Below are 15,019 nucleotides of genomic sequence, written 5' to 3' on the forward strand. Positions count from 1 at the left end.
GTGGAAGGAATCACAGAATGAAAGATCGGGCCCGGTGCAGGGTAAAAAAAAGCCCCTTCCCTCAGGCGAGGAGAAGGGGCCGGTTTAGCCGACAGAGATTACTGCATCAACAGGTAGATAGTGCTATCACCGCGCTGAATATTCAGCGCCAGCACCGACGGTTTAGCGTCAAAGATTTTGCGCAGGTCGGCAATATTTTTCACCGGCTGCTGGTTAGCGCCGACGATAATATCGCCTTTCTTCAGGCCAATCTGCGCCGCAGGAGTCCCGGCCTTGACGTTATTGACCGTCACGCCTTTATCCTGGCCCTTGTTGCTCATTTCAGCCCCTTCGATACCGTTGAAGATGGTGCTGGAATCAACCTGAGTCTGGTTGCTCTGCTGCAGTTCGACGGTCGCGGTTACCGGTTTGCCATCGCGCACCAGGCCAAGCTCGACCTTGCTGCCGATAGGCATCGTTCCGACCTGCGCGCGCAGTGCGGCAAAGCTGCTGATCGGTTTACCGTTCAGCGAGGTGATCACGTCCCCGGCTTTGATTCCGGCCTTCGCCGCAGCAGAACCCGGCATCACCTGGCTAACGAAGGCGCCGCGCTGGGCATCGACCTTCATCGCTTTTGCCAGCTCGGAGTTCAGCTCGGTCCCCATGATCCCCAGCTCACCGCGTTTCACCTGGCCATATTTGACCATCTGCTCGGTCAGGTTTTTCACCATATTGCTCGGGATGGCAAAGCCGATGCCGATGTTGCCGCCGTCCGGCGCCAGGATCGCGGTATTGATACCAATCAGCTCGCCGTTCAGGTTCACCAGCGCGCCGCCGGAGTTACCGCGGTTAATCGCCGCATCCGTCTGGATAAAGTTTTCGTAGTTTTCCACGTTCAGGCCGCTGCGGCCGAGAGCGGAAACAATACCGGAAGTCACGGTTTCACCCAGGCCAAACGGGTTGCCAATCGCCACGGTGTAGTCGCCTACGCGCAGGGCATCAGAATCAGCCAGCTTGATTGCCGACAGGTTTTTCGGATCCTGAATCTGAATCAGCGCAATATCGGAACGCGGGTCTTTACCCACCACTTTGGCGTCAAACTTGCGGCCGTCGCTGAGCTGAACTTTGATGGTCGTCGCATTGTCCACTACGTGGTTGTTGGTGACGACATAGCCTTTCGCCGCATCAATAATCACCCCGGAGCCCAGCGCCATGAATTTCTGCTGCTGGCCGCCGTCAGCCGGCGCGCCGCCGCCCTGCCCGCCGCCTTGACAGAACGGAGAGCTCTGGAACGGAGAACCGTCCTGGCAGAACGGCGAATTGTCGCCGAAGAACTGCTGGAAGTTGCGCGGCATCCGCGGAGTATTCACGGTCGTGCTGCCTTCAACGTTAATGCTGACGACCGACGGCATGACTTTTTCCAGCATCGGGGCCAGACTTGGCATCTGCTGCGCATTGGTCGCCGAAGAAGCTGTTTCTGCCGCGCTCGCAGAGAGCGGGGATAACGCCAGACCTAAACTCAGAGCCAGTGCACTCATTGCTAACGTGGTTTTTTTCATATGTCTCAATCTCGATTTTAGATAACGCAGAATTGCTATGTAAGTGACTATCAGAGTCATTTTATCGCGCTAAGTTCCGGAATTAAGCACTGCCAAAAAGTAAAAAATTATTGTCCGTCTTTACAAAACCTGTACCTATTCTACCGCCATCAGCCGCCGATATTCATCCCATGCATACAGGTCCGTCATCCCGCTAATATAGTCCTGGATCAGGCGGCAGCGATAATAGTATTCCATCAGCGGAAACTCTGCGGAATCTCCCGGAATTTTGTTTACCGCCTCAACGTAGGCCAGCCGATGTCGTGTTGAAAGTTTCTGAAATAGTCGCGAAGCGATAGGCAAACTTCTCACTCTCTCTTTTTCTACTAATAAGCTGAATTCCTCCAGCGACAATTTCAGCAGCGGCTGATAGATATCTAACAGGCCGCTAATAACGCGATAGCCCTGCAATTCCAGCTGCTCAACATCCGGATGGCTAAACACATGTTTTATCGCCACGTTTTTATATAGCTCCAGCAGCTGACTGCAGTCGCTATCATCCTCAAGCAGCGCGTGATTAAAATCACCGCTAAAAATCTTCGCGATGTTATCTATAAAACGCCGGGCCGCATATGGCACCAGTTTATTCAGCGTATTCACCCGCAAATACATAAAGAACTGATCTTCCGTGCTCCGGCTTAGAGAATTAGAACGCGATTTTTCCCACGCATTTTCTACGACCTGAGAAAATAGCGAACCTTTTTCATGCTGCCCCCACGCATCGTAAAGGTGCTGATATAGTTGCTCCACGCTGAAAATTCTCTTTTCTACCGCATCTTCCAGATCGGCAACACAATATGAGATATCGTCCGCCGCTTCCATAATCCATGTTAAAGGGAAGCGATTGTAAGGAGCCAGATCAAGTTCTTTACGTAACCTCGCAATATAGCCTTCTTCGGCTAAATAATAACCAGGTTTCTTCATTAAATAGCTGTGGCTGGCGGGCGTTTCACCGCGCCACCAGGCCGGGCGGGTATATTTAAGAATACAGCCAACCTGCGCCCAGGTAAGATTCATTCGCATTAACGTATGTACTAAACGAATACCCTGGGCGTTTCCCTCAAACCAGCATAGATCCTGGCGGATCTTGCCGCGCAGCACGTTCAGCGACTCCTCGCCCGGCCGCAGGCGCAGCACCTCCACCGTGCAGGGATCGTTAGGCAGCGGTTCGTTAGCCGCATCGTCGGGCGCCAGGCGCTGGCTGAACCAGTCATTAATTGCCGCCTCGCCAAAATGGCCGAACGGCGGGTTGCCGATGTCGTGCATCAGGCACGCCATCTCGACGATGCTCTCAAACGGTCCGCCGAGCTCATCCAGGCCGTAGGCCGTCAGCAGTTTCTGCTCTTTCAGCCGGCTGAGGACCTCTTTTGCTATGTAGCGCCCGACCTGCTGCACTTCGAGGGAATGGGTTAGCCGGGTACGCACCGCCGCGTTGCGTTCCAGCGGAAAGACCTGGGTTTTCTGCTGTAAACGGCGAATGGCCGGGGAGTTAATAATGCGCCCGCGGTCGCTTTCGAAAATACGCAGGATTTCACGTTCCGTTTCGACGCCCTGCGGCGAGCGATAGCGTCGGTGCCAGTTAATCTTGTTGCGAAAATCAATCTTTGCCATAGCCTCTCCCGCTCGCGAGCAATAACGTTTCCCTTTGAGTGCATGATAGACTATGCAACTAAACCTGACACATCGCGAGTAAATCTATGAAAATCGGCATTATTGGCGCTATGGAAGAAGAAGTTACCCTTCTGCGCGACAAAATCGAAAACCGCCAGACTATCACCCTCGGCGGCAGCGAAATCTACACCGGCCAGCTTCACGGTACCGACATCGCCCTGTTGAAATCGGGGATCGGCAAAGTTGCCGCGGCAATGGGCGCGGCGCTGCTGCTGGAAATCTGCAAGCCGGACGTGATTATCAACACCGGTTCCGCGGGCGGTCTCGAGCCAACGCTAAAAGTCGGCGATATCGTGATCTCCGACGAAACGCGCTACCACGACGCCGATGTGACCGCATTCGGCTACGAATACGGCCAGCTGCCGGGCTGCCCGGCAGGCTTCAAAGCCGACGACAAGCTGATTGCCGCCGCGCAAACCAGCATCGAAGCGCTGAATCTTAACGCGGTACGCGGTCTGATCGTCAGCGGCGACGCTTTCATCAACGGCTCCGTCGGGCTGGCGAAAATCCGCCATAACTTCCCGCAGGCCGTGGCGGTCGAAATGGAAGCCACCGCCATTGCGCACGTTTGCCATAACTTTGGCGTTCCGTTCGTGGTGGTTCGCGCCATCTCCGACGTTGCCGATCAACAGTCCCATCTGAGCTTCGACGAGTTCCTCGCCGTCGCCGCCAGGCAGTCCACTCTGATGGTAGAAAATCTGGTGCAGAACCTGACGCGTGGCTAAATCGCTAAAACAGGCGCTTGCCGCCCTGCTGCTGCTGGCCCCGGCGTGGCTGTTTGCCGCGCCGCGGGTGATTACGCTATCCCCGGCCAATACCGAGCTGGCGTTTGCGGCCGGCATCACGCCGGTGGGCGTCAGCAGCTATTCCGACTACCCGCCGGAAGCCGCCGGCATCGAGCAGGTTTCCAGCTGGCAGGGGATGAATCTGGAACGCATTGTCGCCCTCAAGCCCGACCTGGTCCTGGCGTGGCGCGGAGGCAACGCCGAGCGCCAGGTTAATCAGCTGAGCGCCCTCGGTATCAAGGTCATCTGGGTCGATACCGCCACCATCGAAGAGATTATCACCACCCTGCGGCAGCTGGCGCAGTGGAGCCCTCAGCCGGAAAAGGCCCGTCAGGCGGCGCAGCAGATGCTGGACGACTATAGCGCGCTGAAAGCCCGCTACGCTCACCTCCCGAAGAAGCGCGTCTTTCTCCAGTTTGGCAGCAACCCTCTTTTTACCAGCAGTCAGGGATCGATTCAGGATCAGGTGCTGACGCTGTGCGGCGGTGAGAATATTTTCGCTGCCAGTAAAGCGCCCTGGCCCCAGGTCAGCCGCGAGCAGGTTCTCGCCAGGCAGCCGCAGGCCATTGTCATTACCGGCGATGCCCGCAAAATTCCCGAAGTCGAACGCTACTGGCATAATCAGTTAAAAATTTCGCTGATTGCGTTGCATAGCGACTGGTTTGAACGCGCGAGCCCACGTATTATCCTCGCCGCAAAACAACTCTGTACTGCGCTCGAGCAGGTAAAATAATCGCCTGTTAAGCAGGCGCTAAGCGGGAACTGACGATGCTAGTCTATTGGCTGGATATTATTGGCACAGCCGTATTTGCGATCTCCGGCGTGTTGCTGGCCGGCAAACTGCGTATGGACCCTTTCGGCGTGCTGGTGCTGGGGGTCGTTACCGCCGTGGGCGGCGGGACGATCCGCGATATGGCGCTCGCCAACGGCCCGGTGTTCTGGGTTAAAGACCCAACGGACCTGGTGGTGGCAATGGTGACCAGCATGCTGACGATCCTGCTGGTACGCCAACCGCGCCGGCTGCCTAAATGGATACTGCCGGTGCTCGACGCCGTCGGCCTGGCGGTATTTGTCGGCATCGGCGTCAATAAGGCCTTTATCGCCCACAGCGGTCCGCTGGTTGCGGTCTGCATGGGAGTAGTTACCGGCGTCGGCGGCGGCATTATTCGCGACGTGCTGGCGCGTGAAATCCCGATGATTTTACGTACCGAAATCTATGCGACGGCCTGCATTGTCGGCGGTATCGTGCACGCAACGGCCTACGATACTTTTCACGTGTCGCTGCAAAATTCGGCGATGATGGGCATGGCCGTGACGCTGCTCATTCGGCTGGCGGCAATCCGCTGGCACCTGAAGCTGCCGACGTTTGCGCTGGATGATAACGGGCGTTAGAAAGCGGCTTCATGGCGTAAACCGGCGTCCTGCAGGCCGCAGTCGGGCAAGTTGCGCCGGCTGCGCGGCCCGTCCCTGGGCCTTACTTCGGCGGGATAAATCAGACGCTGAATGAGGATCCGCAGCCGCAGGTGCTTTTCGCATTCGGGTTGGTCACGATAAAACGTGAGCCTTCGAGGCCTTCAGTGTAATCGACGGCGCCGCCGACCAGATACTGCAGGCTCATTGGATCAACCACCAGGCCTACGCCCTGTTTTTCGATGGTCATATCCCCTTCGTTAACCTGATCGTCGAAGGTGAAGCCGTACTGGAAACCGCTGCAGCCGCCGCCGGTGATATAAACGCGCAGCTTCAGGTTCGGATTGTCTTCATCAGCAATCAGGAATTTTACTTTTTTGGCTGCGGCTTCGGTAAACTCCAGCGGCAACACGACATCATCACTCATTTTATGCTCCCATTGATACTGCCGATCCGGTTAAAGAATAACCGGACCTTTTGAGCCATTATCTAATACCCTGGTAAATCGTTCAAGTATTCTCCCCGGCAACCGCACGCGCTTTTGCCGCCTGTTCAGCGGCCTGTTTCGCCAGCGTTCGTTCAAGGATAGTTGAATACAAGGGCTTACCCCCCAGAAATTGAGCCAGTAGTGTTGCGCCGAGGCAGGTAATAATCATTGGCAAAATGAGCTGATAGTTATCGGTCATCTCCAGCACCAGCACAATTCCGGTCAGCGGCGCGCGCACCGACGCGGCGAGGAGCGCCCCCATTCCGGCGATGGCAAAGGTGCCGGGATCCAGATGATAGGCCGGAAACAGCGGCGTCGCCGCCATACCGAATGCCGTTCCCAACAAGGTTCCCAGCGCCAGCATGGGCGCAAAAATCCCGCCGGGCGCGCCGGAAGAGAAGCACAGCAGCGTGGTTATCACCCTGGCGATAAAAATAAACAGCAGCAGGCCAACGGAGAAGTTACCCGCCGCGGCAATCGGAATGAGGTTAAACCCGCCTCCCGCCGCCGCGGGCTGAAGCAGCCCGAGAATACCGCAGCCGCCGCCGATTAGGCCGCCAATCAGCACCCATTTTTTGAGATCGCCGCCGTGGAAACGCTGGAACATATCCTGCGTACGCAGCACCAGGGTGTTAAACAGCGGGCCAATCGCGCCGAAAATCATCCCCAGAATCAGATACAGCCACAGGGTATTGACCGGCGCATTGCTCAGCTTACCGACCTCGATAATCGCCCCTTCACCGTTAAAAATGCGAAATACGATGCTCGACATAATCACGCCGGTAAAAACGGCTTTAATGGAGATCAGGTTGTAGCGAAACTGCGGGCGCATCTCTTCAATAATAAACAGGATCCCCGCCAGCGGCGCGTTGAACGCGGCGGAGAGGCCCGCGGCGGCACCGGTTGCCAGCAGCGTATGGCGCGCTTCGGGGCTGCGCATGCGGAAAATATCCACCACCATGCGCCCAAGATTCCCGCCGAGCTGCACCATCGGCCCTTCCCGGCCCAGCACCATGCCGGCCCCCAGCGTCCCCATCCCGCCGATAAACTTCACCGGCAGCACCCGCCACCAGCGAACCGGGCGCAGCTCTTCCAGCGCCCCTTCTATTTCGGGGATCCCTGAGCCGCCCGCTTCCGGCGCAAACCGACGCACCAGAAAGTAGCCGACCATCGCCAGCAGCGCGGAGGTGATAAAGGCCAGCGGCCAGACCAGCAGCTCGTGGTCCGCCACCTGCGCCAGGGTTTCGATGCGCAGGTTCTGCACCCAATTGACGCTCTTTTCAAAAGCGACCCCCACCAGCCCGGCCAGGGTTCCGACGACGGCGGCCATTAGCAGCACTGCCAGCGGCGTTTTGTCTCGCTGAACTAAGCGGCGAACCACGTCGCCGCGACGCAAGCGCACGATTTGTTTTGCTTCAAAAGAGGAGGCTTCTGCTTTCATACTCTCGTCGGTTAATAGTCATACAAATAGCACCAAGGGCATTTTAACTGCCAGCCGGCCCCCCGTCGCGGAAAATATTCACCGTTCGCGCTTTGTTTCAATTGGGCAAAACTTTCATAACTATCCTGGAATAACTTAGAATAACCAGCAAAACATTTTTCACGAACCAGGAACCAGGCAATGAGCAAATCTGAAACTCTCTTTAGCGCCGCGCGTGAACTTATCCCCGGCGGCGTTAACTCGCCGGTACGAGCCTTCAGCGGCGTTGGCGGCACGCCGCTGTTTATCGAACGTGCGGACGGCGCCTATCTGTACGACGTCGACGGTAAAGCCTATATCGATTATGTCGGTTCCTGGGGCCCAATGGTACTCGGTCATAACCACCCGGCCATTCGCAATGCGGTGATTGAAGCGGCGCAGCGCGGCCTGAGCTTTGGCGCGCCGACGGAAATGGAAGTGAAAATGGCGGCGCTGGTGACGGAGCTGGTACCGACGATGGATATGGTGCGGATGGTTAACTCCGGTACCGAGGCCACCATGAGCGCCATTCGCCTGGCGCGCGGTTTTACCGGCCGTGACAAAATCATCAAATTTGAAGGCTGCTACCACGGCCACGCCGACTGTCTGCTGGTCAAAGCGGGCTCCGGCGCTCTGACCCTCGGCCAGCCGAATTCTCCGGGCGTGCCGGCCGATTTCGCCAAACACACGCTGACCTGCACCTATAACGACCTGGCTTCGGTCCGCGCCGCGTTCGAGCTGTATCCGCACGACGTTGCCTGCATTATCGTTGAACCGGTAGCCGGAAATATGAACTGCATCCCGCCGCAGCCGGAGTTCCTGCCGGGCCTGCGCGCGCTGTGCGACGAATTTGGCGCCCTGCTGATTATTGATGAAGTGATGACCGGCTTCCGCGTTGCCCTGGCCGGCGCCCAGTCCTACTACGATGTGGTCCCTGACCTGACCTGTCTGGGCAAAATCATCGGCGGCGGCATGCCGGTGGGCGCCTTCGGCGGCCGTCGCGAAGTGATGGATGCGCTGGCGCCGACCGGCCCGGTCTATCAGGCGGGCACCCTGTCCGGCAACCCGATCGCCATGGCGGCGGGCTTCGCCTGCTTAAGCGAAGTCGCGCAGCCGGGAGTTCACGAGACGCTGACGGATTTAACCAACCAGCTGTCCCAGGGGCTGCTGGACGCCGCGCGTGACGCGGGCGTTCCGCTGGTAGTGAATAACGTTGGCGGCATGTTCGGCATCTTCTTTACCGACGCCGAAACCGTCACCTGCTATCAGGACGTGGTGAAGTGCGACGTTGAGCGCTTTAAGCGCTTCTTCCACCTGATGCTGGAAGAGGGCGTTTATCTGGCGCCTTCAGCGTTTGAAGCCGGATTTATGTCCGTTGCCCACAGCGAAGAAGATATCAACCATACCATCGCCGCCGCGCGCAGCGCGTTCGCCAAACTGTAGTCCACGCGCTCCCGGGCGAGCATCACGCCTCGCCCGGAATAACGGCCCATCGCCGCGACAGGCTAGCGGCTCTGCTTCCTCAGCAAATAGATAAAGTACGGCGCGCCGATAAAGGTCGACAGCAGGCCCGCCGGGATCTGATACGGGAACATGATCATCCGCCCGCACCAGTCGGCAAAGACCAGCAGCAGGCCGCCAATCAGCCCGGACATCACCATATGCGGTATCGTACGGCGGAAGCCCATCATGCGCGCAATATGCGGCGCCATCAGGCCGACAAAGCTTAACGGGCCGATGGTCAACGTTGCCGTGGCCGTCAGGCAGGCGGCCAGCAGCAGCAGGCCGATGCGCGACGGCGTCAGCGCAACGCCTACCGCACGAGCAGCCTCGCCGCCGAGCGGCAGGATCGTCAGCCAGCGGCGGCACAGCGGCGCCAGGGCCAACAGCACCAGCATCACGCTGCCGCTATACGCCACCATCTCCGGCGTCGCGCCGTAGGTCGATCCGGAGATCCATGTCAGAATCTGCGCCATCCGCGGATCGCCGCTGGCCTGCAGCATCATCAGCAGCATGGTGAAAGCGGTGCTCAGGGCCATGCCCGCCAGCAGCATTCGATGCGGCGAAAAGCCGCCGCGTCCGGCAGCAACCAGAATCACCAGCAGCGTCGCCGCCGCGCCCAGGCTGCCGGCTGGCAGCAGCCAGCCAAAGGCGTTGCCGGGGACGAAGAACAGCATCACAACCACGCCAAACGCCGCGCCGGAGCTGATCCCCAGCACTTCCGGGCTGGCCATCGGGTTGCCGGTCAGGCGCTGAATAATACAGCCCGCCACCGCCAGCATCACCCCGGCGAACAGCGCCGCCAGAATCCGCGGCCAGCGCCACGGCATCAGCTGATCCAGCAGCGTACCGCTGGCCCAGTGCCAGCTCTGGGCGTCGCGGCCAAAGGCCAGCGCCGCCGTCAGCGCCAGCAGCAGAATCAGTAAACCGCCGAGCGCAAACCACTGCACGTTGTGTCGCTCAGCCGGCACCTTATCGCCCGCGTTCATCACCGGAGCGCTAATACTGCGCAGGCGCGGCAGCAGCCACAGCAGCAGCGGCGCGCCGACCAGCGCCGTCACCGATCCGGTTGACATCTCCATCCAGACGCGGGCAAGCCACAGAATGATTTGATCGGAGAGCCAGAGGATCAGCCCGCCAATCAGCGCCGCCAGCAGCAGGCGCGAGAGCAGGCGGCGGGCGCCGAGCATTTTTGCCAGCAGCGGGGCAAACAGGCCGATAAAGCCGATAATCCCCACCGCATTCACCAGCATCGCGCTGAGAACAATAGCCAGCGTCAGCGCCCCAAGACGCGCCAGGGAGAGCGCCAGACCGAGGTTGCGCGCAACGCCGTCATCCAGCCCCATCAGGGTGAGAGGTCGCAGCAGCAGCAGCGTCAGCATCGCCCCGCCTAGCAGCTGCGGCCACAGCCGCTGCACCACGCTCCAGTCGGTTTGCGTCAGGGTGCCGGTACTCCACAGGAACATGCTCTGCAGCTGGTCGTGATGGAAAATGACCATCAGCTGATTAAGCGCCCCGCAGTAAAGGCTGACCACCAGGCCGGCGAGAATCAAGGTCACCGGCGAGAGTCGTTTACCCCAGGAGACGCCAAACACCAGCGCGCCCACCAGGCACGCGCCCGCCAGGGCGGCAAACTGCGATGCCAGCACGCCGGGGATCGCCCACAGCACGGTGACCGTCATCCCCAGCTGGGCGCCGGTCGCGACGCCAAGGGTCGTCGGTTCCGCCAGCGGGTTGCGCAGCACCTGCTGAAACAGGACGCCGACCAGCCCCAGGCCAGCGCCCACCAGCAGCGACACCGCCAGCCTCGGCAGCAGGCTGTAGTGAAACAGCATCTGGGCGATATTATCGATATCCGGCTGCCACAGCGCCTGACGCCACTCGTTCTGCGGCAGCGCGATCCGGAGATTGAAAAGGCTGAGCGCGAAGGCGGCAATCAGCAGTATGGCCAGCAGCAGAGCCGCCAGAGGAGAAATTCGCGATCTCACGCCGGACCTCCCTGAGCGTCGGCCAGCACGCGGGCAAAGTGCATCGCCGATAGCGTAGCACCGTAAAACCACACCGCCGGAACGCGCTGGAAGCGCCCTTCGCGGACAAACGGCATTGCCCGCCACAGCGGGGTGTTCATCAGCTGCGCCATTTCGCTATCGTTGCCGTGGTCAAAGCAGATCACGTCCACATCCCTGTAGGCCGCCAGCCGGTCGATACCGACGGTCACGCTACCCCAGAAGGTGCTCTCACCGCGCCAGGCATTTTTGATATCAAAGCGTTCGAGGATTTCCTGAAACAGGCAGTTATTACCAAAAACCAGGACATGACGCGGGTCAAGCAGGCTAATCATCAGCAGCGGCCGATCGCCTCGGCGGGCGAAACGCGGGCGCAGTTCGTCCATCAGCGCATCGAACTCCGCCAGATGGCGCTTCGCGGCCTGCTGCTTGCCGATAAGCTCGGCCATCTCATTCAGCGATTGTTGCGCCATCATCAGCGGCCGCTTGCCGTCGCTGAAGGTAAATCCGCGTCCCGGAGCAATACGCGCCAGCTTCTCAGACGACGGGCCGTAGCCTGCCGACCAGACGATATATGAAGGTTTCATCTGCGTCAGCAGTTCAAGATTCGGTTCCGTGCGCAGCCCGACGTCAATGACCGAAGCCGGCAGCGCCGGTTCATTAACCCACAGGCGATAGTTCGGGATATCAGCGACGCCATACGGCACGACGCCCAGCGCCAGCAGAAGCTCTACCGGCAGCCACTCCAGCGCCACGATGTGCTGCGGATCGACGGCCGCCGCCCGCGCGCCGCGCATCTGCCACAGTAGCGGCGATAGCGCCATCGCCGTCAGTAAACGCCGACGGGTGATCACGTTGTTTTTATCCATTAATAGACGAAGCTTACCGGCGCACTGCCCGCCGGATGCGGCAGAATTCCCATCGGGATACCGTAAATTTGTTCCAGCGTTTCGCTACGCATCAGCTCAGTCGACGTGCCCTGAGCAATCATCTCGCCGCCGCGAAGGGCCACCAGATAGTCGCAGTAGCGGGCCGCCATATTGATATCGTGCAGCACGGCAATCACCGTCAGGCCGCGCTGCTGGCTCAGGCGATGCACCAGCGCCAGCACGTCAACCTGGTGGGCGATATCCAGCGCCGAGGTTGGCTCATCCAGCAGCAGACAGCGGCTGTCCTGGGCCACCAGCATGGCAATCCACGCGCGCTGGCGCTCGCCGCCGGAGAGGCTATCGACCAGCCGATGCGCCAAGGGTTTAAGTCCGACCAGCGCAATGGCCTCCTCGACCTTCTGCCGATCCGTTGCGCCAAAGCGCCCCAGCGCCCCGTGCCACGGATAGCGTCCAATCGCCACCAGCTCACGCACCGTCATCCCCTCTGCCGCGGGCAGCTGCTGCGGCAGATAGGCCACTTTGCGGGCAAACGCCTTGCTGCTCCAGCTATCGAGAGGCTGACCGTCGAGCAGCACCTCGCCGTCTGACGGCAGCTGATGGCGACCGAGCATTTTCAGCAGCGTCGATTTACCGGAACCGTTATGACCAATCAGGCCGGTCACTTTTCCAGCCGGGAAGGTTAACGAAAGCGGATGCAGCAGCGTACGGCCAGGCACGCGAAAGGTAACGCGATTCAACGAAAACGTGGTATCGGATTGCGGAGTGTTTTCCTGCATAGCGGCCAACTTGTTTAACGGCGCGGCGAACCGCGCCCATTGAGTGATTAGAAACGGAAGGTTCCGGTCGCAATGACCTGACGCCCTGCGCCCCAGTAGCACGCATATTCGCTATAGCAGCTGGAAACGTACTCGCGATCGAACAGATTATTGACGTTGATACCCACCGACGAGCCCGGTAAACCAAAGCGCGCCAGATCGTATTTCACCGTCGCATCCATCAACGCGTAGCCCGCTACGCCGAAGGAATCATTTTGCTTCGCATCGGCGGTATCGTTTTTGTAGTAGCTAACCGTAGAGCCAACGTAGCGCGCACCGGCGCCTACCGTCAGGCCGCTCAGCGCGGTTTCGTGGAAGGTGTAATCTGCCCACAGCGACGCCATATTACGCGGAACTTCCGCCGGACGTTTGCCGTTAAATATGGTGTCGTGCTGGTACTCAGCATCGGTGTAGGTATAGGCTGCGGTAAGGTTGATATTGGCGTTCACCGCCGCTTTCGCTTCCAGCTCCACGCCGCGAGCGCGGATCTCGCCGGTTTGAATGCTAAACGTCGTATTACGCGGATCTGCCGTCAGGTTTTTATCCTTGGTCAGCTGGTACACCGCCGCCGTGACCACCACCGGCATATCTTTCGGTACGTATTTCACGCCCGCTTCATACTGCTCGCCGCGCGACGGATCGAACGGTTTGCCGTCCAGGCCCGATCCTGAAACCGGCTCAAACGATTGGCTGTAGCTGAAGTATGGAGAAATACCGTTGTCGAACAGGTAGTTAATACCACCGCGCCAGGTAAACTGCTGGTCGTGATTTTCGGCCAGGGTGTTAGTGGAGCGCGTCAGCGTAGAGGTCGTGGCGTAGTCATAGCGTCCGCCCAGCGTCATCACCCACTTATCCCATTCCATCTGATCCTGGGCATAGAGGCCGGTCTGCTCCATCCGGTTAAGCACCGCGTACGGGAAGTACACCGAGACGTTTGGATTACCGTACTGCGGATTGGACATCCCGATCGGGTCTGCAGAACCATAGTCGGCATTGACGTCGTTACGCATACGCGAATAGTCCACGCCGGTCAGCAGCTTATGGTCGACCGCGCCGGTGGCAAAGTCGGACTGCAGCTGGGTATCAACGGTGAACGTGTTGAGATGTTCATCAGAGCGCACGTAGGCGCGGTTGATTTGTCCCGGCGCCGTGTAACCGTTGCCGTAAACGGAGCGATACAGCGTATTGACGTCGGCGTAGCGCAGGTTCTGGCGAACGGTGAAGGTATCGTCAAACTGGTGTGAGAAGCTGTAGCCCACCATCTGCTGACGGCGCGACATCTTATTGTCCGGCTCACCTTCGTTGAAATCGGTCGGCAGCTTATGTGCCTTGCCGTTGGCGTCATAGTACGGCACCACGGTCCCTTCACGCGGGAGCCAGCCGTAGTAACCCGCATAAGGATCGCTCTGGAAGTTGCTCAGGAAGGTGAAATCGGTTTTATCATCCGGGCGCCAGCTAAAGGACGGCGCCACCGCGTAGCGGGTCGATTTCGCCATCTGCTGCTGCGCGTCCTGGCTGCGGCCCAGGCCGGTCAGGCGATAGGACCATACGCCGCTATCATCAATTGCATCGCTAAAATCAAAACCAGTCTGCCACAGGTTATCGGTACCCATTTTGAACTGAATTTCTCTCAGCGGCTCGGTCGTCGGGCGCTTGCTGACCATGCTGACGATGCCGCCGGGGTTGCTGTTGCCATACAGCACGGAGGTTGGCCCGCGCATCACTTCCACACGCTCCAGGAAGTAAGGGTCCATCGACACTTCAGAGTAGTTATTCCCCTGCAGCTTCATGCCATCCAGATACTGGTTGGTATTGACCGTTGTCGACGTCGTAAAGCCGCGAATCGTCACCACGTCATAGGTCGTCGAGCTGCCGCGAGTGGAGAAGACGCCCGGCGTATAGGCCAGCGCTTCTTTCACCGTTGTCGGCTGCTTCATCTCCATTTCCTGGCGGGTAACCACGGAAATCGACTGCGGCGTTTTTTCAATAGGGGTATCGGTTTTGGTGGCAGTTGCGGAGCGCTTTGCCGCGATAGTCGGGGCCGGTCCCCAGGCATTTTCCTGGCTGACGGGAGCCGCAGTCACGGTAATGGTTTCTTCTTTTTTCGGTTCAACTGCCGCCTGTGCATAGACAGACATGCCGCTAACCGCCGTGGCTACTACGACTGCAATTTTACGCAGTGAGTGATTTGGCTGAGCAGTTTTTAGACGCGCCATTGGTAGATCTCTGATAAAGGTGAATGATAACGTAAACGAGAATTATTATTATGACGGCTGACATAATAGGCGAAACGCGAAATGCAAGGCAAGCGATATGCCATCGCGAAGATATCAAAGGCTGAATAAATAACCAGACGGTAATTGTGGGGTTAAGTGGCTGTTAAGTAATCTACATAAATGAAAAAGCCCCCTGATACTGA

Annotated in this window: 12 protein-coding genes; 4 read left to right on the top strand and 8 right to left on the bottom strand. The window is 58.7% G+C overall.

Going from position 1 to position 15,019, the window contains the following annotated elements; genetic code table 11:
* Positions 1–98 precede the first annotated feature (98 nt).
* Complete coding sequence (degP, locus tag NWP14_RS23825) at positions 99–1,538, bottom strand: serine endoprotease DegP (RefSeq protein ID WP_133600603.1); 1,440 nt, start codon at positions 1,536–1,538, stop codon at positions 99–101.
* A gap of 135 nt (positions 1,539–1,673) precedes the next feature.
* On the bottom strand, positions 1,674–3,188 hold the full coding sequence (dgt, locus tag NWP14_RS23830; protein WP_375216098.1) for a dGTPase: 1,515 nt from the start codon (positions 3,186–3,188) through the stop codon (positions 1,674–1,676).
* Between the two features lie 86 nt (positions 3,189–3,274).
* Between dgt and mtnN the strand changes: the two genes are divergently transcribed.
* From mtnN to NWP14_RS23845, 3 genes are read left to right on the top strand one after another with little or no spacing between them, the layout of a single operon-like run.
* Positions 3,275–3,973, top strand: coding sequence for a 5'-methylthioadenosine/S-adenosylhomocysteine nucleosidase (gene mtnN, locus NWP14_RS23835; RefSeq protein WP_095103666.1), 699 nt, complete (start codon positions 3,275–3,277; stop codon positions 3,971–3,973).
* Entirely contained in the window at positions 3,966–4,766 is an 801-nt protein-coding gene (gene btuF / locus NWP14_RS23840) for a vitamin B12 ABC transporter substrate-binding protein BtuF (RefSeq protein ID WP_095103668.1), read from the top strand. Before mtnN ends, btuF begins: the two co-directional genes overlap by 8 nt.
* A gap of 35 nt (positions 4,767–4,801) precedes the next feature.
* Positions 4,802–5,425 (top strand): TRIC cation channel family protein, encoded by a 624-nt coding sequence (locus NWP14_RS23845; RefSeq protein WP_095103669.1) that lies wholly within the window; start codon positions 4,802–4,804, stop codon positions 5,423–5,425.
* Positions 5,426–5,525: 100 nt separating this feature from the next.
* Here the strand turns inward: NWP14_RS23845 and erpA are convergent, their stop codons facing one another.
* Positions 5,526–5,870, bottom strand: a complete 345-nt coding sequence (gene erpA / locus NWP14_RS23850) for an iron-sulfur cluster insertion protein ErpA (protein WP_095103670.1) — start codon at positions 5,868–5,870, stop codon at positions 5,526–5,528.
* Positions 5,871–5,952: 82 nt separating this feature from the next.
* The gene (gene clcA / locus NWP14_RS23855) at positions 5,953–7,371 is read right to left on the bottom strand and encodes a H(+)/Cl(-) exchange transporter ClcA (RefSeq protein WP_331834597.1); all 1,419 of its coding nucleotides are present in this window, start codon (positions 7,369–7,371) and stop codon (positions 5,953–5,955) included.
* A gap of 180 nt (positions 7,372–7,551) precedes the next feature.
* Between clcA and hemL the strand changes: the two genes are divergently transcribed.
* Positions 7,552–8,832, top strand: a complete 1,281-nt coding sequence (gene hemL / locus NWP14_RS23860; protein ID WP_375216099.1) for a glutamate-1-semialdehyde 2,1-aminomutase — start codon at positions 7,552–7,554, stop codon at positions 8,830–8,832.
* Between the two features lie 62 nt (positions 8,833–8,894).
* Here the strand turns inward: hemL and fhuB are convergent, their stop codons facing one another.
* From fhuB to fhuA, 4 genes are read right to left on the bottom strand one after another with little or no spacing between them, the layout of a single operon-like run.
* Positions 8,895–10,877 carry a Fe(3+)-hydroxamate ABC transporter permease FhuB gene (gene fhuB, locus NWP14_RS23865; protein ID WP_375216100.1) on the bottom strand — a complete coding sequence of 661 codons (1,983 nt, stop codon included), beginning with the start codon at positions 10,875–10,877 and terminating at the stop codon, positions 8,895–8,897.
* Entirely contained in the window at positions 10,874–11,764 is an 891-nt protein-coding gene (fhuD, locus tag NWP14_RS23870) for a Fe(3+)-hydroxamate ABC transporter substrate-binding protein FhuD (RefSeq protein WP_375216101.1), read from the bottom strand. Before fhuD ends, fhuB begins: the two co-directional genes overlap by 4 nt.
* Positions 11,764–12,561: a Fe3+-hydroxamate ABC transporter ATP-binding protein FhuC gene (fhuC, locus tag NWP14_RS23875; RefSeq protein ID WP_375216102.1), complete on the bottom strand. Its 798-nt coding sequence runs from the start codon at positions 12,559–12,561 to the stop codon at positions 11,764–11,766. The genes fhuD and fhuC overlap by 1 nt, the downstream gene beginning before the upstream one ends.
* A gap of 47 nt (positions 12,562–12,608) precedes the next feature.
* Entirely contained in the window at positions 12,609–14,816 is a 2,208-nt protein-coding gene (fhuA, locus tag NWP14_RS23880) for a ferrichrome porin FhuA (protein WP_346430377.1), read from the bottom strand.
* Positions 14,817–15,019: the final 203 nt, after the last annotated feature.

The sequence above is a fragment of the Klebsiella sp. C349492 genome, assembly GCF_042055345.1.
Taxonomy (GTDB): Bacteria; Pseudomonadota; Gammaproteobacteria; order Enterobacterales; family Enterobacteriaceae; genus Klebsiella; species Klebsiella scottii.